Source organism: Clostridium sp. 19966 (genome assembly GCF_032335695.1).
GTDB lineage: Bacteria > Bacillota > Clostridia > Clostridiales > Clostridiaceae > JACTOJ01.
The window spans coordinates 26119-47367 of the sequence record NZ_JACTOJ010000016.1 but is presented as its reverse complement, the minus strand read 5'-3'; the positions used below and the strand labels follow the sequence as shown (position 1 = coordinate 47367).

General features: G+C 31.9%; 17 protein-coding genes. 7 read left to right on the top strand and 10 right to left on the bottom strand.

Going from position 1 to position 21249, the window contains the following annotated elements:
- Positions 1-2 precede the first annotated feature (2 nt).
- Together IAI10_RS15785 and greA are read right to left on the bottom strand one after the other, a co-directional pair.
- Positions 3-440: an Rrf2 family transcriptional regulator gene (locus IAI10_RS15785; protein ID WP_315674256.1), complete on the bottom strand. Its 438-nt coding sequence runs from the start codon at positions 438-440 to the stop codon at positions 3-5.
- Positions 441-548: 108 nt separating this feature from the next.
- Entirely contained in the window at positions 549-1031 is a 483-nt protein-coding gene (greA, locus tag IAI10_RS15780; RefSeq protein WP_315674255.1) for a transcription elongation factor GreA, read from the bottom strand.
- Positions 1032-1305: 274 nt separating this feature from the next.
- Here greA and IAI10_RS15775 point away from each other — a divergent pair, with 274 nt between their 5' ends.
- The 5 genes from IAI10_RS15775 to IAI10_RS15755 are packed head-to-tail and all read left to right on the top strand — an operon-like array spanning position 1306 to position 5584.
- Entirely contained in the window at positions 1306-1845 is a 540-nt protein-coding gene (locus IAI10_RS15775; RefSeq protein ID WP_315674254.1) for an XRE family transcriptional regulator, read from the top strand.
- A 23-nt stretch (positions 1846-1868) separates the two neighbouring features.
- The gene (gene potA, locus IAI10_RS15770; protein ID WP_315674253.1) at positions 1869-2924 is read left to right on the top strand and encodes a spermidine/putrescine ABC transporter ATP-binding protein; all 1056 of its coding nucleotides are present in this window, start codon (positions 1869-1871) and stop codon (positions 2922-2924) included.
- Position 2925: 1 nt separating this feature from the next.
- Complete coding sequence (locus tag IAI10_RS15765; protein ID WP_315674322.1) at positions 2926-3756, top strand: ABC transporter permease; 831 nt, start codon at positions 2926-2928, stop codon at positions 3754-3756.
- Entirely contained in the window at positions 3750-4532 is a 783-nt protein-coding gene (locus IAI10_RS15760; RefSeq protein ID WP_315674252.1) for an ABC transporter permease, read from the top strand. Before IAI10_RS15765 ends, IAI10_RS15760 begins: the two co-directional genes overlap by 7 nt.
- On the top strand, positions 4532-5584 hold the full coding sequence (locus tag IAI10_RS15755) for a spermidine/putrescine ABC transporter substrate-binding protein (RefSeq protein WP_315674251.1): 1053 nt from the start codon (positions 4532-4534) through the stop codon (positions 5582-5584). The genes IAI10_RS15760 and IAI10_RS15755 overlap by 1 nt, the downstream gene beginning before the upstream one ends.
- 23 nt (positions 5585-5607) lie before the next feature.
- Here IAI10_RS15755 and yfcE read toward each other — a convergent pair whose 3' ends face one another.
- Entirely contained in the window at positions 5608-6153 is a 546-nt protein-coding gene (gene yfcE, locus IAI10_RS15750; RefSeq protein ID WP_315674250.1) for a phosphodiesterase, read from the bottom strand.
- A 147-nt stretch (positions 6154-6300) separates the two neighbouring features.
- Between yfcE and IAI10_RS15745 the strand changes: the two genes are divergently transcribed.
- Positions 6301-7020 carry a LysE family transporter gene (locus tag IAI10_RS15745; protein ID WP_315674249.1) on the top strand — a complete coding sequence of 240 codons (720 nt, stop codon included), beginning with the start codon at positions 6301-6303 and terminating at the stop codon, positions 7018-7020.
- A gap of 65 nt (positions 7021-7085) precedes the next feature.
- A complete protein-coding gene (locus tag IAI10_RS15740) occupies positions 7086-7907 on the top strand; it encodes a DUF5661 family protein (RefSeq protein ID WP_315674248.1) in 822 nt (273 codons plus the stop codon).
- A 130-nt stretch (positions 7908-8037) separates the two neighbouring features.
- Here the strand turns inward: IAI10_RS15740 and IAI10_RS15735 are convergent, their stop codons facing one another.
- The 7 genes from IAI10_RS15735 to IAI10_RS15705 form a co-directional block, all read right to left on the bottom strand.
- On the bottom strand, positions 8038-8925 hold the full coding sequence (locus IAI10_RS15735) for an MBL fold metallo-hydrolase (RefSeq protein ID WP_315674247.1): 888 nt from the start codon (positions 8923-8925) through the stop codon (positions 8038-8040).
- Between the two features lie 167 nt (positions 8926-9092).
- Positions 9093-9293, bottom strand: coding sequence for a hypothetical protein (locus IAI10_RS15730; protein WP_315674246.1), 201 nt, complete (start codon positions 9291-9293; stop codon positions 9093-9095).
- 450 nt (positions 9294-9743) lie between these two features.
- A complete protein-coding gene (locus tag IAI10_RS15725) occupies positions 9744-11177 on the bottom strand; it encodes a glutamate synthase subunit beta (RefSeq protein WP_315674245.1) in 1434 nt (477 codons plus the stop codon).
- 2 nt (positions 11178-11179) lie between these two features.
- On the bottom strand, positions 11180-15700 hold the full coding sequence (gltB, locus tag IAI10_RS15720) for a glutamate synthase large subunit (RefSeq protein ID WP_315674244.1): 4521 nt from the start codon (positions 15698-15700) through the stop codon (positions 11180-11182).
- A 298-nt stretch (positions 15701-15998) separates the two neighbouring features.
- Entirely contained in the window at positions 15999-17489 is a 1491-nt protein-coding gene (gene thrC, locus IAI10_RS15715; protein WP_315674321.1) for a threonine synthase, read from the bottom strand.
- A gap of 58 nt (positions 17490-17547) precedes the next feature.
- Positions 17548-18834, bottom strand: a complete 1287-nt coding sequence (locus IAI10_RS15710; RefSeq protein WP_315674243.1) for a homoserine dehydrogenase — start codon at positions 18832-18834, stop codon at positions 17548-17550.
- 42 nt (positions 18835-18876) lie between these two features.
- Complete coding sequence (locus IAI10_RS15705; protein WP_315674242.1) at positions 18877-20799, bottom strand: aconitate hydratase; 1923 nt, start codon at positions 20797-20799, stop codon at positions 18877-18879.
- Between the last annotated feature and the right edge of the window lie 450 nt (positions 20800-21249).

The following is a 21249-nucleotide window of genomic DNA, read 5'->3' as shown; positions in this document are numbered from 1 at the left end:
CCTTAATTGCTTTCATGACTGCATTTTTTACTAATTCTATTATAATCATTAACTATATCTTCTAAACTAGTTGTTTTCATAACACTATCAATGCTATTTTTTATTTTTTCCCAAAGCAATCTAGTAGCACAATAATCCTCATTGCTACAGGATATGCCGTCGATACATTCTGATATCTCTATAGGTCCTTCCAAAACAGATATTATGTCTGCTACAGTTATCTCTTTAGGTGGTTTAGCTAGTACATATCCGCCCTGTGCACCTCTTATACTATTAATTAAGCCCGCTTTTCTCAGCGGCGCAAATAATTGTTCAAGATAGTACTCTGATAAATTTTGTCTTTCAGATATACTTTTTATTGAAATAGGTGCTTCCCCATAATTAATTGCAAGATCAACCATAGCTTTAACTCCATATCTGCCTTTTGTAGACAGCTTCATTAAACCACTTCCTTTAACTAATTCCGAGTCTTTTACTATGCTATAAATTAGAATAGCAAATCATAGTAAACTTGTCAACATTCTCTGTAATTATTTAGATTTTATAAATCATTCCTCTTCTGCGTCAGTTCTAAAAATATTTTCTATTTTTATTTTATATTTTTCTTCTGGTGCTTCTACTTCAACAATCTCACCTATATGTTTTCTATATATAGCCTTCCCAATAGGAGATTCTATGCTTATTTTATTATTTAATGGATCTGCCTCTACAGTTGTTACTATAAAGAAGTTTTCTTCTTCCTCATCATTTATAAAACTTACAGCAACTGTTTTTCCTATGCCAACTTCATCTTCAGATGTATCATCATTTACCACTTTAGCTGTTCTTATCATTCTTTCCAAATATCTTATTCTTCCTTCATTCTGAGCTCTATCTCTTTTCGCCGCTTTATATTCATAATTTTCGCTCAAATCTCCTTGAGCTCTGGCTTCTTTTAAATCATCATTTATTCTTCTTCTAACCACGACTTTCCTGTGTTCAATTTCCTCCTGCAACTTATTAATAACTTCTTCAGTTAAATAATTATGCACAGTCCTTACCTCTTTTCTTAAAAACTCAAACCCTACTTTTACGTTTGAGTTTAAATTGATTCTTATCTCTATATTATCACAGCTATGATAAATTTCTATATATAATAAAATTTTGATTTATATATTGATTTATATAAACAATATTTGTATAATACCTTTGTTTAGTATTATTATACTTAAAGTTTAGCAATAACATATATTAGTAAAATTAAACTTAAAGTTTACAATAGCTTTACTATTATTTTTATATAACTTTGTTTTAAGAAGGTGAAGCATGGAAATAGGTAATAAAATTAAAATGCTAAGAGTTGAAAAACAGCTCACTCAAGAAGAACTCGCCAACAGATGTGAGTTATCAAAAGGATTCATATCTCAGATTGAGAGAGATTTAACTTCTCCCTCAATTGCTACTTTAAATGATATACTTCATGCTTTAGGAACTAATTTAACAGAATTTTTCATTGAAGATAGTCAAGAAAAAGTAGTTTTTACTGAAGATGATATGTTTGAAACCTCTAATGATAAGTTGAAATTTTCGTTAGTTTGGTTAGTTTCAAATGCGCAAAAGAATTTAATGGAGCCAATACTTGTTACTCTCGGTTCAGGAGGGCAGTCCGTTGAGGATAATCCTCACGAGGGAGAAGAATTTGGATATGTTCTAAATGGAACAATATTTCTCCATTTAGGGAATAAAAAGTACAAAGTAAAAAAAGGTGAAGGATTTTACTTTAAGCCTAATGTTAATCACTATATATCAAACAGCGGTTCCTCTATGGCCAAAATATTATGGATTAGCAGTCCTCCATCCTTTTAGACTTTATGAAAGAGGTGTTTAGCATGTGTGAAAATCATCAGGATATAATAATTGAACTTAGTAATATAACAAAAAAATTTCAAAACAATGTAGTTCTTAATAATGTAAATCTACATATAAAAAGGAATGAATTTTTGACTCTGCTTGGACCTAGTGGATGTGGAAAAACTACTACACTAAATATAATTGCAGGATTTGAAAATGTTGATGGCGGAAATGTTATATTTGACGGCAATACATTAAATGATGTTCCTCCTCACAAAAGACAAATAAATACGGTATTCCAAAAATACGCCCTTTTCACTCATATGAATGTATATGAAAACATAGCTTTTGGCCTAAGAATTAAAAAGCTTCCACAGAATGAAATTGACGAAAAAGTAAAACATATGCTTAAGCTAGTAGATCTAGAAGGCTTTGAGAAGAGATCTACAGATTCTTTAAGCGGAGGTCAGCAGCAAAGAGTTGCAATAGCAAGAGCATTAGTAAATGAACCTAAGGTGCTTCTTTTGGACGAACCCCTAGGAGCTCTGGATTTAAAGCTAAGAAAAGAGATGCAGTTAGAACTTAAAAGAATTCAGAAAAAATTGGGGATAACTTTTATATTTGTAACTCACGATCAAGAAGAAGCTCTTACTATGTCTGATACCATAGTAGTAATGGACAAGGGTACAATTCAACAAATAGGTACCCCGGAAGATGTATATAATGAGCCTAAAAATAAATTTGTAGCTAGGTTTATAGGAGAAAGTAATATTTTTGACGGTATTATGACTTCTGACTATAATGTTACCTTTGAAAATAAGGCTTTTAAATGCGTTGATAAAGGATTTTTAGATAACGAAAATATAGATGTAGTGATAAGACCAGAAGATATAAAAATTATAGAGCCCGAAAAAGGCATGCTGAAAGGTGAAGTAATCTCCGTAATATTTAAAGGAGTTCATTATGAAATTGTAACTCAAGTTAATGATACTGAATGGCTTATTCACAATACTCGTCATGTAAAGCCTGGAGAAATTATAGGTATGGACATATATGCTGAAGACATCCATATAATGAGAAAGGTTAGTGAATAGAATGAAAAACAAATTTTCATTAACCAAATACCCATATATACTTTGGAGCATAATATTCATAATTGTTCCTATATTTTTGGTTATATACTTCAGTTTCACCACTTCAAATGGGGGTTTTACACTAAGTAACTACAAAAAATTAGTAGATAAAAGATATATAGATGTTCTTATAAGTTCCTTAAAACTATCAATTATCTCCACTATATTCTGCCTTATAATAGGCTACCCTGTAAGCTATATACTTTCGAAGTTGGAATCCAAAGCTAGGAACATATTAATGCTTTTATTAGTCATACCAATGTGGATGAACTTTCTTTTAAGAACTTATGCCTGGATGAATATAATAGGAAGAAATGGTCCATTGAATGAACTATTAAAATTTTTAGGTCTTCCAGCCGTGAATATTCTATATACTGATACGGCAGTAATACTTGGAATGATTTATAACTTTCTGCCTTTTATGATAATACCTATTTATACTGTCCTTATAAAAATAGACTCTAACGTTATAAAAGCCGCTGCTGATTTGGGCGCTAATAAGTGGATTGTTTTTAAGAAAATCATTTTTCCTCTGAGCATACCCGGTGTTATGTCAGGTATAACTATGGTATTTATGCCTGCAGTTTCTACCTTTGTAATTTCAAATATATTGGGCGGAGGACAATTTATACTTATAGGTAACCTTATAGAATTGCAATTTACTTCTGTTGGGGATTGGTATTTAGGCTCAGCAATATCTATTATAATGATGGTGATAATACTTATTTCTATGGCAATATTATCCAAATATATGGATAAGGAAGAAAAAGAAGGAGGTAGCAGCATATGGTAAAAAATTTATCTAAAAAAATTTATCTTGCCTTAATTTATATTTTTTTATATGCTCCTATAATTTTTCTTATCATTTTTTCTTTTAATTCGGAAAAAAGCTCTGCTAAATGGGGACATTTTACACTTGATTGGTATAGTGCTCTTTTTAATGATGATAGAATATTAAAAGCTCTTTCTAATACGGTTACAGTAGCTATTGTAGCTTCACTGATATCTACAATTTTAGGGACATTAAGTGCCATTGGTATTAATAACATGAATACTTGGCTAAAGAAGGTAACTTTGAATATCAATTACCTTCCAATTATAAATCCAGATATTGTTACAGCAATATCACTTATGACCTTATTTATTTTCTTCAAGGTTACCTTTGGATACACAACTTTAATTTTAGCTCACATTGTTTTCTGTACTCCATATGTAATAATATCTGTTCTTCCAAAATTGAAGCAAATGCCCGAAGATATTATAAAAGCTTCCTATGACTTAGGCGCTACTCCAATGTATACTTTTATAAAAGTGATACTTCCTCAAATAAAGCCTGGTATTTTAGCTGGACTGCTTATCGCTTTTACAATGTCCATAGATGATTTTGTAATAAGTTTTTTCAATGTAGGGTCTGGTGTTACAAACTTATCCATAGAAATTTTTTCCATGGCAAGAAGAGGTGTAAGCCCTACAATAAACGCTTTGTCTACATTAATGTTTATCACTATATTCCTGCTTTTAATATTAGCAAATAAAAAATCTTTGACAAAAAATAAGGAGGTAAATTAATGAAAATATTTACTAAACTAGTTTCTTTTATAGCTATAGCAGCTATTGTTCTTGCTCTTTTTTCAGGCTGCAGCAAAAGCTCCACTGTGACAATAAATGTATTTAATTGGGGAGAATATATTGACGAAAGCATACTTAAAGATTTCACTAAACAGACAGGAATAAAGGTAAATTATGAAACCTATGCTACTAACGAAGAAATGTATGAAAAAATAAAATCAAATACTAGCAGCTATGATTTAATCTGTCCTTCAGATTACATGGCAGATAGAATGATAAAAGAAGGATTGCTTCAGGAAATAGATTTTTCCAAGCTTCCAAACTATTCAAATATAGATGACAAGTACAAAGGACTTTCCTATGATCCTCAAAACAAATATACAGTTCCATACCTTTGGGGAACTATAGGAATTCTTTATGATAAAACAAGCATAAAAAACACCATAGACAGCTGGAATGTACTTTGGGATAAAAAATACAAAAATGATATATTCATGTCTGATGATATGAGAAATTCAATAGGAATCTCTTTAAAACGTCTAGGATATTCATTAAACTCAACTAAAACTGATGAAATAAAAAAAGCTACAGATGAACTTCTTAAACAAAAAAGTGATATAAACCCTGTATATGTAGGAGACCAAGTAAAAGATTCTATGAGAAGCGGTGAGAAACATATAGCCGTAATGTATTCTGGAGACGCAGAGGTATTAATAAAAGAAAATCCTAATAAATTTGCTTATGCAATACCAAAAGAAGGTTCAAATCTATGGTTTGATGCTTGGGCAATTCCTAAAAGCAGCAAACATAAAACAGAGACAGAAAAATTTATAAATTACTTATTAGATGCTAAAGTAAATAAGAAAAATGTTGATTATGTAGGTTACGCTACACCTAATAAAGCAACCCTAGATTTATTGGGAGATGAAATAAAATCCGATAAATCTGCATATCCTGATAAATCTGTTTTAGATACCTGCGAGGTATTCACAGATTTAGGCGATGCTAGAAAATTATATAGTGATGCTTGGATTACTATAACTTCAAAATAGTAAAGAGGCTTTTTAAGCCTCTTTCATTCTATATGTAATTTCTTTATTTCTTTTCCTTCTAAATCTTTTATTTCAAAGGAACTTTCCCTTAATATACCATATGTATGTGTGTTTCCAGCCTTAGGTAGTGATACAGAGCCTGGATTTATCAAGAATATCCCATTTACATTTTCAGCTTGATAAATATGAGTATGTCCATAAGCAAATATATCTCCCTGCTTTAATGCCGGCAGCTTATCTGGATTATATAAATGTCCATGTGTTAAGAAAACCCTTCTTTCACCGAAAAGTATAAAGGAATAATCGCTCATCATAGGATAATTTAAAAGCGCTGCGTCTACTTCACTATCACAATTTCCTCTCACTGCAATTATATTTTCTTTGTACTCATTAAGCAAATCAGAAACTTCTTTAGGATTATATTCTTTAGGCAGCGGATTTCTAGGTCCATGATATAAAGAATCTCCAAGAAGTATTATTCCATCAGCTCTTTCCTGCTTAAAGCATTCAAATGCTTTTTTCAAATAATATATTGATCCATGAATATCAGAAATAAAAAACAGTTTCATATATGCTTCTCTCCTTACGCTGTATTTATATATCTTTTTATAGACATAAAATACTACAAATATCATTTTTTATCAACACATTTTTGGATAAAACCTTTTCAAAGGAATATAATATTATTACAGTAAAATTCATTGGAAGTGATATGCATGATTAGATTTTTATTTAAAGGATTTGTAATAGGATTTATAACCGGAATGCCTTTAGGCCCCATAGGAGCTTTATGCCTAGATAACACCTTAAATTATGGACGTAAGTCTGGTTTAATATCTGGTCTCGGATCTGCCATAGCAGATACAATTTTTGCAATTATTGCATTGCTAGGAATTGATACAATCTATAGATTACTAATTTCAAATACCCTCTATTTACATTTTATAGGTGGAATTGTAATGATTTTTTTTGGTATACATATGTTTAATTCTCAAGCAGCAGCATCTAAAAAAAATTCAAATTACTCTACATCCAAATCATCAGTAAAGATATTTTTTTCTACGCTTATATTGGCTTTAGCTAATCCTGCTACGATTTTCTCTTTTATAGCAGTTTTTACAGGCTCTAATATATCTCTGCTAGATAAGGGTTTTGAAAGTAAATTTCTTATAATTATAGGAGTGTTTTTAGCCAGTATGGGATGGTGGTTTGTAATAGTCTTTTTAGCTTTAAACTTAAACAAGCATCTTAATAATAAAATTTTGCCTATGATAAATAAAATTTTAAGTGTTGGTATTATTTTATCTGGCGTAATAATATTTTTGAGCACTTCTAACTTGCGTAGTATGATTATGCCTCCAATATTACACTCAAAATTATTTAGATTATTATTGCATATAAAAACAAATTTCCACTTTTATAAGAGATTTAGATAAATGAAGTATCATTTTCTAAGGATTTTCCATAAGATAATTCTGTAAGTACCTTATGGAGGATTTTTATGAGTGATTTCTTGCCATCTTTTATGCCAAATTTTAATCCAAACTTTTCTCACATGTCAAAAACCTATAAAAGTTTTGATAGTGCAATAAAATCAATTTTCGAATCTATTCAAGACGAAAAAGAAGATGAGCTGTTCTATGATTATCTTCTAAATATAGCTCCAACAGCCGAAGAAAAAAATATTATTCAAAGTATACGTGATGATGAAATAAAACATAATAAATACTTTAGAGAAATCTATTCATTTTATACAAAAAAGCCAGTTTCTTCTCCTTCAAATGTTAAATTTGAAAAGCCAAAAACCTATTTAGATGGGATAAAAAAGGCTAAGTTTGGAGAATTAGCTGCTGTAGAAAGATATAGGGATATACGAGCAGGCCTTCCAAATGAATATTATCGGGATATGGTATTTGAAATACTTACAGATGAACTTAAGCATGCAGATAAATATGATTACATTTTATCTATCAATCTAGGCAATTCAAAAAGAGTTGCAGATTTTCCTCGAAACTCTGTTAATTTAAATAGATCTATTTCTGATAAGCCTATTAAACCAAAAGGAAGCTTCAGCACGGAAGAAGCTAGAGAAATAGCCAGGGCCTTACGAATTGATTTTAATGCTAGTAAATTTGACCTAGAACAATTTAGAATGGGTTTAGATACAGAATTAGAGCATGGTAGAATAAATCCTATTACTAATATTACTGATGACAATCCTATACTAACTGCGAAAATCGCCTTAGCACATTTAATGGAGTATCCAGATTATTACACAAGACTTGCAAAATTAGAAAAAGAAGCCAAAGAATATTGGAAGTAATGAAGCTATCGCAAAACAAAATTAATTAATGTAATATAACTAAAACCATGCATAATAGGCTAATTACATATCTATTTATGCATGGTTTTCATGTTATTCTGAACTTTTATGCGTTATGCAGCAGCTCCTTCTATTTCTTTTCTTTACCATATCGATAATCCCCAGGTTTAACATTAAATTTTATCTTATTTCCATCACTAATGCATACTACATCTCCACATTCATCCGTCCTGTAAAGCTCTATATTTTTATTCTTTAAAGTTTCAACAGTAGCCTTATGCGGATGACCATAATCATTATTTTTTCCACAGCTTATTACCGCAAACTTTGGATTTACCCTTTCTAAATATTCTTTAGATGTAGAAGACGAACTTCCATGATGTCCTATTTTTATAACATCTGCAGAAATGTCTTCCCCTGAGCTCAATATCTCATTTTCGGATAATTTTTCCGCATCCCCTTCAAACAAAAATGAATTATTTCCAAACTTCATTTTTATTACTATAGAATAATTATTTAAATCGTCATAAGAACTGCTATTAGGTGCTAATATTGTAACACTTGCTTTACCTAAATAAAAATTTTCTCCACTCTTAGGCACGTTAATTTTTTTATTTTTATTTCTTATCGCCTCTATCATATCTTTAAAAGAATCTGTAGTTGCAGTTATTTTAGGCATAAAAACCTTATTTATATTAAACTGCCTAACTATAGTTTTCATTCCTCCGATATGATCATCGTGAGGGTGAGTTCCTATTACATAATCCAAATTTTCTATTTTTTCATTTTTTATATACTGCTTCACCTTTTCAGCATATTCTGGTTTTCCAGCATCAATTAGCATGGCATGGCTACCTTGTTCTATTAGCATACTATCCCCTTGGCCTACATCTAAATAGTGAATAAATAATTTATTGTTATCTCTATCATAATTACTTTTTTCACTACCGCATGCAGTCAATATATTAATTAAAAAAAATACTGCGAATAATATGTACGCTTTTTTATGTTTATTCATATTCACCTCTTAAATTTCTATTTATAAAATGAATTTTTACCATATTATCGCATTTTAAACCTTTTTACTGAAATTATATAGTGCATAAAATTATCCAATGCAATTAGAGCTTATAACTATTTCATGCTAATCACACTGGATTTTATATTTACATTAAATATATAAATTTATTTTTCTATCACAAGCTCCACCTTATTTGTATCAAGCCAATAGTGTCCATATTCATCCTTTACGCAAACTTTGCTGCTGTTAAAATCATATTTAGATATTTTGAACTTAACTATACTTACCATATCTCCTGCCTGGAATCGCCCACAGGGCTCCTTTATTTGTCCAACGACGCTATCTACTTTTACTCTCATTGTCATAAAAATACCTCCATAATTCAATCTCCATATACCCTTATTTTTTTATTATGTATTGTTAAATTAATTATCCGTCATATTTAGTTGTTTTTATTAATTTTTATTATTGAATTTTATTATTTATCATTTCCATAATTAAATTATAACCACAAATACTTATATTATTGCTATAACTATTTTATGCTGATATTTTTAACAATTTATCAAAATAACGTTTACACAAAAGAAATATATACTATAATTTTTTTAATGTTGAAAAACACACCTATGCTGAATTGCTTGATATTATTCACTTAAAGCCAAAAAGCTATAAAATTCATACTTTTGTAAATTATTATTTTGGTAATCGGATAAGTGATCCCCAAAAATTTTTATAAACATAAAAAATAGGTAACCTATTAAAAGCTACCTATTTTTTATGACATGAATGTTATTAATATTTTAACAAGGTTTTTACCAATCACTGCCATCAGGCATTAAATATTTATCTACGCTTTCTGCTGACTTCACACCTTCAGCTAAAGCTCTAACAACTAATGATTGACCTGTTCTCATGTCTCCTGCTGAGAATACGCCTTCAACAGAAGTCATATATTTGTCATTCGTCTTAACATTTCCTCTAGCGTCAAATTCAACTCCTAAATCTTCTAGCAGACCTATATGCTTTGGCTTTACGAATCCCATAGCTATAATTACTAAGTCAACTTGCTGAACGAATTCTGTTCCTGTAACTTCTTCCATGCGCATTCTTCCGGCTTCGTCCTTAATCCATTGAACTTTCACTCCATGAATAGCCTTTACTTTTCCATCTTTTCCTTCAATCTTTTTTGTATTAACAAGCCATTCCCTTATACAGCCTTCTTCATGAGAAGTTGATATCTTAAGAGTTCTTGGATATTCAGGCCAAGGCATAGTCTCATCTCTTTCTACAGGAGGTTTAGGCATAATTTCATACTGATATACCTCTTTAGCCCCCTGCCTTATAGCTGTTCCTATACAGTCAGATCCTGTATCTCCTCCACCTATTACAAGCACAGTCTTACCCTTTGCATTTATCTCTCTGCTGGCAATATTTTTATTAGCGTTTCTTCTATTTTGCTGAGTTAAATAGTCCATTGCAAAATGAACGCCATCAAATTCTCTTCCTTCAACAGAAAGGTCTCTAGGCACCTGACATCCACCTGTAAGAACTATAGCATCAAAATTCCTTTTTAATTCATAAACACTATAATTCTCTCCAACTTCACAATTTGTTTTAAAAGTAATACCTGCAGCTTTCATCAAGTCTGCTCTTCTTTCAACAAATCTTTTTTCTAATTTAAAATCCGGTATACCATATCTTAATAATCCTCCTACTTCATCATCCTTTTCAAACACAGTAACCCAATGACCGTAGGAATTTAATTTTGATGCCACAGCTAATCCTGAAGGTCCAGATCCTATTACAGCCACATATTTTCCTGTTCTAACCCTTGGTGAATCAGCCTTTACCCAACCTTCCTCATAAGCTTTTTCTATTATGGCAAATTCTAATTGTTCTATAGTTACAGGAAGATTATTAGCTCCTAAAGTACAAGAACCTTCACAGGGTGCTGGACATACTCTTCCTGTAAATTCAGGAAAAGGATTAGTTAACGCTAATCTTTCATAAGCTTGTTTCCATTGTCCTTTATAAACCATGTGATTAAAATCTGGAATTAGATTACCTAGCGGGCATGCCCAGTTACAAAATGGAGTTCCACAATCCATGCATCTGGCTCCCTGCATTCTTAACTTATCACTTGGAAGTAAAATTGTTATTTCCTTATAATCTTTTATTCTTTCCTCTATAGCTCTTTTGGCAGGTGCTTCTCTTTGAAATTCCTTAAAACCAGTTACTTTTCCCATTATTATGCACCTACCCTTTCCTGTGATTTCTTGGATTTTAATATTTGCTTATACATAGGTGAGATTACTTCTTTAAACTTACATTTATAATCTTCCCATTCATCAAGAATTAATTTTGCTTTTTGGCTGTTAGTAAGTTCATAGTGTTCTTTTATAAGCTCATGTAAAGAATTTAAATCTTCTTCGTCTTCCAATTCATTTATTTCTACGAATTCCTGATTACAATATTCTTCGAACTTATCATCTTCATCTAAAACATATGCAATTCCACCACTCATTCCAGCAGCAAAATTTCTACCGAATCTTCCAAGAACCACCACTTTACCGCCAGTCATATATTCACAGCAATGATCTCCTACACCTTCAACTACAGCTGTAGCTCCGCTGTTTCTTACTGCAAATCTCTCACCAACACATCCATTTATAAATACCTTACCAGAAGTTGCTCCATAAAGTATAGTATTACCTGCTATAAAATTTTCATCTTGCTTATAGGTTGCGCTTTCAGGAGCTTTCACCACAATTTTAGCACCTGACAACCCTTTGCCAACATAATCATTAGCATCACCTTCTAGTATTAATGTAAGCCCGCTAGCACCAAAAGCACCGAAGCTTTGTCCTGCTGCTCCTTTAAAATTAAATACTATTGTGTCTTCAGGTAGCCCCTTGCTTCCATATTTTTTAGCAATTTCTCCACTTAACATAGTTCCAACTGTTCTATTTAAGTTTTTAACTTCAAAATTACCTGTAACTTTATTTCCATTTTCCAAAGCATCTTTAGCACACTGAATCAGTCTAATATCTAATACAGCATCTATGCCATGATCTTGTTTCTTTACACAATAGGATTTCATTCTTGATGGCATATCAGGCTTGTATAATATAGGTGAAAAATCAAGGTTTTTAGCTTTCCAATGATTTATAGCGCTATTAAATTCAAGTTTGTCTGTTCTTCCTATCATTTCATTTATTGTTCTGAAACCCAATTTAGCCATGTATTCTCTTACTTCCTGAGCTAAGAAAGTAAAGAAATTAATTATATGTTCAGGTTTTCCTCTAAATTTCTTTCTTAATTCTGGATCTTGAGTAGCTATCCCCATATCGCATGTATTTAGATGACAATTTCTAAGCATTGTACATCCCATCACTACCAATGCTACAGATGCAAAACCATATTCTTCTGCTCCAAGCATAGCTGCTACAACTATATCCTTTCCAGTTCTTAACTGGCCATCAGTCTGTAATCTTACTCTGCTTCTCAAATTATTTATTACTAAAACTTGATGAGATTCAGCGAGTCCTAATTCCCAAGGAATACCGCAATGCTTTATTGAAGATAGTGGTGAAGCTCCAGTGCCTCCATCATGTCCACTTATTAATATCATATCAGCGTGAGCCTTTGCAACACCAGCAGCTATAGTTCCAACTCCAACTTCAGCTGTTAATTTTACACTTACTCTGGCCTTTGGATTTACATTTTTTAAATCAAAAATCAGCTGTGACAAATCCTCTATAGAATATATATCATGGTGTGGAGGTGGTGATATTAAATCAATACCAGGATTAGCATGTCTTACACGAGCTATCTCAGAATCAACCTTTTTCCCTACTAATTGTCCACCTTCGCCTGGTTTAGCTCCTTGAGCCATTTTTATCTGAAGCTCTTCAGCATTAACCAAATATTCGGTAGTAACGCCAAATCTAGCAGATGCTACTTGCTTTGTAGCACTTCTTCTTAAATCGCCGTTTTCATCTGCTATATATCTTACGCTATCCTCTCCGCCTTCTCCTGAATTGCTCTTACCTCCAAGCCTATTCATAGCTATGGCAATACATTCATGAGCTTCCTTGCTTATAGAACCAAAGGACATGGCCCCAGTACAGAATCTTTTTACTATTTCGCTTACTGGTTCAACTTCTTCTATAGGAACTGGATTACAATTCTTAAATTTCAAAAGTGATCTCAGCGTACATAAATGCTCTTCCTGATTATCTATAAGTGTAGTATATTCCTTAAATTTTTCATACTTACCTTGTCTTACGGCCTGCTGAAGCCTTGATATAGTCAATGGATTAAATAGATGATATTCTCCATTTTGCCTCCAAGAATATTGGCCGCCTGATTCCAACTCTTTGAGAGGTTTTCTTAAATTATTAAAAGCATTCTTATGCCTTGTTAGAACTTCTTCAGCTACAACTTCTATTCCAATTCCGCCTATTCTTGAAGGTGTTCCTTTGAAATACATGTCTACAAACTCTTTGCTAAGACCTATAGCTTCAAATATCTGTGCACCATGATAACTTTGAAGAGTACATATTCCCATCTTAGAAAGAATTTTAAGAAGTCCACCGCATACTGCTTTAATATAATTATTAATAGCCTTTTCTACAGTAACATTTTCAATTATATTTTCTTTAGAAAGCTGCTCTATAGTTTCATAAGCTAAATATGGGTTAACAGCAGTCGCTCCATATCCTAGAAGAAGTGCAAAGTGAGTGGTTTCACATGCTTCTCCTGTTTCTACTATTATAGATATCTTTGATCTTGTTTTTTCTTTTATCAAGTGATGGTGAACAGCTGAAACTGCCAGCAAACTTGGTATTGCAGCATCATAAGAGTCTACTTTTTTATCGCTTAATACTATGATATTATAGCCCTCACTGATTCTTTTTGAGGTTCTTTCGCATATATTATTTAAAGATTTCTTGAACCCCTCTACTCCAGTGTCATATTTAAAAGTTATTGGAATAACTGTAGTTCTGAAGCTTTTATCCTTCAAATCCTTAATTTTTGCAATCTCACTATTAGTAAGTATAGGATTTTCTATTTCTATAAACGGATTAGAACCGCTTTCCTTATTCAATATATTTTCTTGAGTTCCAATGTAATTTATAAGCGACATTACATTCTTTTCTCTTATAGGATCTATTGGAGGATTAGTTACCTGCGCAAATAACTGCTTAAAATATTCAAATAAGTTTTGATTTTTATTTGAAAGTACAGCTAAAGGCGCATCATTTCCCATTGATCCTAATGGTTCCTTGCCATTTTCAGCCATTGGTCCTATAATCACATTTAAATCTTCAATTGTGTAACCAAAAGCATTTTGACGCTCTTTTATGTTTTCATTTACAAAATAATTTATATCTTCAGATTCTTCATAATCCTTAAGTGTAAATTTATTTTGGTCTATTATGCCAACATAATCTCTAGCTTTACATACACTATTCTTAATTTCTTCATCTCTAAGCAGTTTTCCATTTTCAGTATCTATAAGTATCATTTCACCCGGCTTAAGTTTTCCCTTGCTCATGATAGTATCTTGTTTGAAATCAAGTACTCCTATTTCTGAAGCCAAAACTACAAATCCATCTTTAGTTACAACATATCTAGCTGGTCTAAGACCATTTCTATCTAAAGTGGCTCCTACGTTAATCCCATCAGTAAATACTAAAGCAGCTGGTCCATCCCAAGGCTCAATTAATGACCCATGATATTCATAAAATGCTCTTCTCTCTTTATTCATAACCTGGTCACTTTCCCAAGCCTGTGGGACAAGCATCATCATAGAATGAGGGAGACTCCTGCCGTCATTTGCTAATAATTCCAATATATTATCTAGAGATTCGGAATCACTACCGTGTTCATTTATAATAGGAAAAAGTTTCTCCAAGTCTTCACCCAAAGTATCAGACTCCAAAACTCCTTCTCTTGCATGCATCCAATTTCGATTTCCTCTTATTGTATTTATTTCTCCATTATGTGCTAAATATCTAAAAGGTTGAGCTAGTCCCCATGTAGGAAATGTATTTGTACTGTACCTTTGATGAACGACAGCAATAGAACTCTTAATGCTTGTATCATTTAAATCTAAATAATAATTATGCATTTGTTCAGCTAAAAACATACCTTTATATACAATTGTACGAGAAGAAAAGGAACAAATATAAAAATATTCTGACCCAGACTTAACAAGCTTGTTTACTTCATTGAAAATCCTTTTTCTTATAACATACAATTTTCTTTCAAAATCTATCTGATTGCTAAAATTTGATTTAACGAAGACTTGCTTTATTGACGGTTCTGTTCCTCTGGCAATTTCTCCTATAACTTTATTTTCTACAGGAACATCTCTCCAACCTAAAAACTCTTGTCCTTCTGCATCAATTATTCTTTCAATTATGCCTTCGCATTGCATTTTAGCTGCAGGTTCATTTGGCAAAAAAATCATTCCAACCCCATATTTACCTAAATCAGGCAGTTGAATTCCTATGTTTTTGCATTGTTCTCTAAAAAATTCATCTGGTATTTGAAGAAGAATTCCAGCACCATCGCCAGTTTTAGGATCTGCTCCCACAGCCCCTCTGTGAGTCAGATTTTGAAGAACCTTTAAAGCATTTTTTACTAAATCATTGCTCTTTTTTCCATCAATATTGGCAACAAAACCTACTCCACAACTATCTTTTTCATTTTCTGGATTATAAAGTCCCTGCGGATTAGGAAATCCCATTTTATAATTCATTTAATAGCCCTCCTTTTTCACTCCCAAATAAAGAAATCTGTACTCTAATTATACTCTGAATTTGAATTTTTTCAATATGTTTCTTGCATTATTATATATAAAAATGTTACTTTTATTATATTTCATGCATTTTTTATTGATAAACTATCAATATCAAAGCTAAAAGTATGCAATTATATCATATTCTGTAGTGTATATTATACTTTTTTGCATTTTTTTCAAATACTATTGATAAAAAAATTGCAGGAAGTGAAATATATTGCTCCATTTCCTGCATTATTCGAAATTTATTATGGTATTAAATATTTAATACTTCTTTTACCATGTCTATCATGTTATTTTTATCACAAACTTTATTGTGTATTATGTCTTTCTTGTTTATATCTTTTACAGCGTATGGTATTTTAGTTTTGCTTATTAAGCTCATATTTTCAATTGCAGCATACTCATCACTTTGCTCAATACTTACGTCTAAAGATTCAAGAACATTTACAGGAAACTTGTAAGGGCTAGCAGTAGAAATCACTAGATATTTATTATTATCTTTATTTTCAGCTTCATACTTTTCATAAGCTGAGTAAGCTACTGCAGTGTGAGTATCCATTAAATAATCATATTTTTCAAATACCTTTTTTATTGCAGTTTTAGTTTCCTCTTCAGATGCATACTGTGAAGCAAAATCCATCATCTTTTCCTTCATGATATCACTTATTTCATATTCTCCATTTTTATTGAGAGATTCCATCATAGATTTTACTTCATCGTAATTTTCATCGGTTAATATATATAAAAGTCTTTCTAAATTACTTGAAATCAATATATCCATAGAAGGAGAAGAAGTCATATGAAATTCTCTCTTTCTATCATATATACCCGTTTTAATGAAATCATATAACACCTTGTTTTCGTTGGATGCACATATAAGTTTATTAATAGGAAGCCCCATCTCTTTTGCGTAATATCCAGCTAGAATGTTTCCAAAATTCCCCGTAGGTACTACTACATTTATTTTTTCGCCTAAAAGAATGTTTTTCTCCTCAGCCATTTGTAAATAAGCATAAAAATAATATACGATTTGCGGAATCAATCTTCCTATATTTATAGAATTTGCTGAAGAAAACATATAGTTCTTACTGCTTAAAGCTTTATTAATGTCTTTGTCAACAAATATTTTCTTCACACCGCTTTGTGCATCATCAAAGTTTCCTTCTATTCCAAATACATAAGTATTATTACCTTTATGAGTCTTCATCTGAAGTTTTTGTATTTCACTAACTCCATGCTCAGGGAAAAACACTATAACCTTTATTCCATCAATATTATTAAAGCCTTCTAAAGCTGCTTTTCCAGTATCTCCAGAAGTTGCAGTTAATATAACCACTTCTTTGTCTAAGTTTTGCTTCTTTATTGCTGTCGTAAGAAGATGTGGAAGTATAGAAAGTGCCATATCTTTAAAAGCTATTGTCGGTCCATGAAATAACTCTAAAAAATATGCATCTCCAACTTTTTTAACAGGAGCTATTTTTAAATCATCAAATTTATCATCATATGCTCTAGAAACACAGCTACTCAATTCCTCTACGGTAAAATCGGTTAAAAACTTACCTAATACCTTTACAGCCAATTCCTTATAATTTAATTTACCAAGTTCTTCTAACGGACAATCAATTTTAGGCATATGTGCAGGAACATATAGTCCCCCATCAGAAGCAATGCCCTTTATTATCGCTTCACTTGATTTTAAAAGTTCAGAGCTTCCCCTAGTACTTTTATATAATATCTCCACAATATCAACTCCCCAAAGAATAATTAACAGCCCCACCTAATTTTATTCATATTAGCTTTTATTATATATTTTCAACTCTTATTATATTTTCGACTTCTACTACTGAAGGCATATTTTTTATCTCCGAAATAGAATTATTTACATTTTCCTCAAGAGTTTCATGAGTTACAAATACTACAGGTACATGTACATTTAGTTTTCCTCTTTGCATAACATTTGCAAGACTTACGCCATTTTTACCGAATATAGTAGCAATTTCCCCAAGAGTACCTGGAGTATCATCCACATTAATTCTAATGTAATATTCACATTTTGTTTCATCCATGCTTTTAACATTTGAATTAGGCTGTTTATTGTCTAATCCAGCTGGAATTAACTCATCTATATTGTTTCTAAGAACCTGAATTATGTCGCCTACTACAGCACTTCCTGTGGGTAGATCTCCTGCACCTCTTCCATAAAGCATTAAATCCCCTACTGCATTTCCCTTTATAAATATAGCATTGAAAGAATCATTTACATTAGCCAAAGGATGTTTTGCTGGTATCATAGCCGGATGAACCCTAAGTTCAAGTTTACCATCTTCTTCTTTTGCTATAGCTAACAACTTGATGACATATCCAAATTCTTTAGCATATTGAATGTCCACCGACTTAATAGCCGTTATGCCTTCTCTATATATAGAGTTAATATCAATAAAACTGCCAAAAGATAGGGAACTTAAAATAGCTAACTTATACATTGCATCATAAGCTTCTATATCAGATGTTGGGTCAGCTTCGGCATATCCCATTTCTTGAGCTTCCTTTAGCGCATCATCAAATTCCATTCCATCTTGAGACATCTTAGTGAGGATATAGTTTGTTGTTCCATTTATTATTCCCATGATTTGGACTATCTTATTGGCCGTTAAACTTTCACTTATTCCATGTATTACAGGTATTCCACCAGCCACGCTAGCTTCATAATAAAGCATAACTCCTTCTTCTTGGGCTGCATTCATAAGTTCTACACCGCAGGTAGCTAATACAAACTTATTTGCTGTAACAACATGCTTTTTTCTTTTTATGGCTTGTAACATGTATTCTTTAGCAGGCTCAATCCCACCCATAACCTCAACTACAATTCTTATATCCTCATCATCGATTATATCGCTATAATCAGTTGTTAAAATATCCTTAGGCAAATTTAGATTTCTTTCCTTTTCTTTGTCTCTTACCAGAATCTTAGCAACTTCTATCTCATAGCCTGATCTTTTCATTATCTCTTTTTTGTTAGTATTTAATATTTTCCATACTCCGCTGCCTACGTTTCCTAAACCTAAAATGGCTATTTTTACTTTTTTCAAGTTAGGCCCCCCTATACATTAAAATTTATAATTTTGTATTGCTTATTTACTCTGAGAGGACATATTTAAAAGTCCTCCAAACTTAAGCATTTTTTTCTGTCTTAAAGTTGCTGTAAGCTTTGCCTCATAAGCAATCCCTTTAGTTTCATTTTTAACAATAATTATTTCTCCATCTATCTGATTTACAGCATCATCAATAGTGAGCAAATCATTTTCTTCAACCGATTGATAATCCTCTTCGTTTACAAATGTTATAGGAATTATTCCATTATTAATTAAGTTATCTTTGTGAATTCTAGCAAAGGATTTTGCTAAGACAAATTTAACTCCTAAATATAAAGGTGCTAAAGCAGCATGCTCCCTGCTTGATCCCTGCCCATAGTTAGACCCTCCAACTATTATGCCTCCATTATTTTCTTTTGCTTTCTTAGGAAAATCTTTATCACAAGGTGTCAGACAATAATCAGATAAATATGGTATGTTGGATCTATATGGCAAAAGCTTTGCATTGGATGGCATAATATGGTCCGTAGTTATATTATCCCCTACCTTAGTAAGTACCTTTCCTTGAACTTTTTCTCCTAGAGGTTTAGCCTTTGGAAATGGCTTTATATTAGGTCCTCTAACTACTTCCACTTCAATTCCGCCCTCAGCTGGTTTTACAATCAAATTATCATTAATGTAAAACTCCTTAGGCATTTCTATCATCAAGTCCTCTCCTAATTCTCTAGGATCTGATATATATCCCTTTATAGCTGAATAAGCTGCCACTTCAGGGCTTACTAAATATACCTTAGCAGAAGTAGTTCCTGATCTTCCCTCAAAATTTCTATTGAAAGTTCTAAGGGAAACTCCATTAGTAATAGGCGCTTGCCCCATGCCTATGCAAGGTCCACAGGCACTTTCCAAAATTCTTGCTCCAGAAGCTACCATTGATTCAAGTGCTCCATTTTTAGCTAAAGTTGTGAGTACCTGTTTAGATCCTGGAGATATGACTAACGATACATTCTCATCTATGGTGTTTCCATCAAGTATTGTTGCTGACTTCATCATATCTACATAAGAAGAATTAGTACAACTTCCTATAGCTACCTGATTAACTCTTACTCCTGCTAGCTCACTTATAGGTATTACCTTATCAGGACTGTGAGGACATGCTGCTAATGGTTCTAATTTAGATAAATCTATATCAACTTCTCCATCATATACTGCATCAGAATCCGGTAATATTTCTGTAAAATCTTTTTCTCTGCTTTGAGCTTTTAAAAACTCAAGAGTTCTTTCATCACTTGGAAAAATCGAAGTTGTAGCTCCTAATTCAGCTCCCATATTAGTTATAGTAGCTCTTTGAGGTACGGTAAGAGTCTTCACACCTTCTCCTGCATATTCAAATATCTTACCTACCCCGCCTTTTACTGTTAATATTTTAAGTATCTGAAGTATTATATCCTTTGCGGATACCCATGGGCTTAGTTTTCCATGAAGATTTACTTTTATTATCTCCGGCATTGTGATATAGTATTCTCCACCACCCATGGCAACCGCTACATCAAGTCCACCAGCGCCAATAGCAAGCATTCCCATGCCTCCTCCTGTAGGAGTATGACTATCTGATCCTAAAAGTGTCTCTCCAGGAACTCCAAATCGTTCAAGATGCACTTGATGGCATATACCATTTCCTGGCTTGGAGAAGTAAATCCCATGCTTTTTAGCTACTGTTTGTATATATAAATGGTCATCAGCATTTTCCGGACCAGCCTGAAGCATATTATGATCTATATATGCTACAGATCTTTTTGTTTTGACTCTATCTATTCCCATAGCCTCAAATTGCAGATATGCCATGGTTCCAGTAGAATCTTGGGTAAGAGTTTGATCAATTCTTATGGCAATTTCCTGCCCTTTGCTCATCTCGCCTTTGACAATATGATTTTTTATTAATTTTTGTGCTACATTGTACCCCATTATTAAACCCCCAAATTCTATAATTTATAATTATATTAATTAAAATTTAAAACCAATTTTTTTTATATACAATTTTATCATTAATACAATGTGAATTTTATCATATTTTCTTAATGTTATCAATGAATTTTCCTTAAAATGAATTTTCAGCTCTCATTTCCTTCATGTGATGTACAAAAAATATATTTTGTCTTTTGTACACAATACATAGTGCATTTATTTTACATTTGTAATTCAATAAAAAAATGTGCTAAAAGATATCTTTTAGCACAGGCAAGGAGTAAAAATATTTTTATTATTGTATTTAAATAATAAAAATTATAAAAACACAATAAAGTTTTAACTACTGTATGTTATTTTCAAATTACTTAAAATGAATAATAGATTCTTATATCATTCATATTTCATATTATATAATAGTTAGAATATTTATGCAACTGTTATTTATAT

Excerpts from the sequence above, each read along its gene's own strand:
- IAI10_RS15785 (WP_315674256.1), bottom strand. The coding sequence starts at position 440 with ATGAAGCTGTCTACAAAAGGCAGATATGGAGTTAAAGCTATGGTTGAT.
- IAI10_RS15775 (WP_315674254.1), top strand. The coding sequence starts at position 1,306 with ATGGAAATAGGTAATAAAATTAAAATGCTAAGAGTTGAAAAACAGCTC.
- potA (WP_315674253.1), top strand. The coding sequence starts at position 1,869 with ATGTGTGAAAATCATCAGGATATAATAATTGAACTTAGTAATATAACA.
- IAI10_RS15765 (WP_315674322.1), top strand. The coding sequence starts at position 2,926 with ATGAAAAACAAATTTTCATTAACCAAATACCCATATATACTTTGGAGC.
- IAI10_RS15760 (WP_315674252.1), top strand. The coding sequence starts at position 3,750 with ATGGTAAAAAATTTATCTAAAAAAATTTATCTTGCCTTAATTTATATT.
- IAI10_RS15755 (WP_315674251.1), top strand. The coding sequence starts at position 4,532 with ATGAAAATATTTACTAAACTAGTTTCTTTTATAGCTATAGCAGCTATT.
- yfcE (WP_315674250.1), bottom strand. The coding sequence starts at position 6,153 with ATGAAACTGTTTTTTATTTCTGATATTCATGGATCAATATATTATTTG.
- IAI10_RS15745 (WP_315674249.1), top strand. The coding sequence starts at position 6,301 with ATGATTAGATTTTTATTTAAAGGATTTGTAATAGGATTTATAACCGGA.
- IAI10_RS15740 (WP_315674248.1), top strand. The coding sequence starts at position 7,086 with ATGAGTGATTTCTTGCCATCTTTTATGCCAAATTTTAATCCAAACTTT.
- IAI10_RS15735 (WP_315674247.1), bottom strand. The coding sequence starts at position 8,925 with ATGAATAAACATAAAAAAGCGTACATATTATTCGCAGTATTTTTTTTA.
- IAI10_RS15730 (WP_315674246.1), bottom strand. The coding sequence starts at position 9,293 with ATGACAATGAGAGTAAAAGTAGATAGCGTCGTTGGACAAATAAAGGAG.
- IAI10_RS15725 (WP_315674245.1), bottom strand. The coding sequence starts at position 11,177 with ATGGGAAAAGTAACTGGTTTTAAGGAATTTCAAAGAGAAGCACCTGCC.
- gltB (WP_315674244.1), bottom strand. The coding sequence starts at position 15,700 with ATGAATTATAAAATGGGATTTCCTAATCCGCAGGGACTTTATAATCCA.
- IAI10_RS15705 (WP_315674242.1), bottom strand. The coding sequence starts at position 20,799 with ATGGGGTACAATGTAGCACAAAAATTAATAAAAAATCATATTGTCAAA.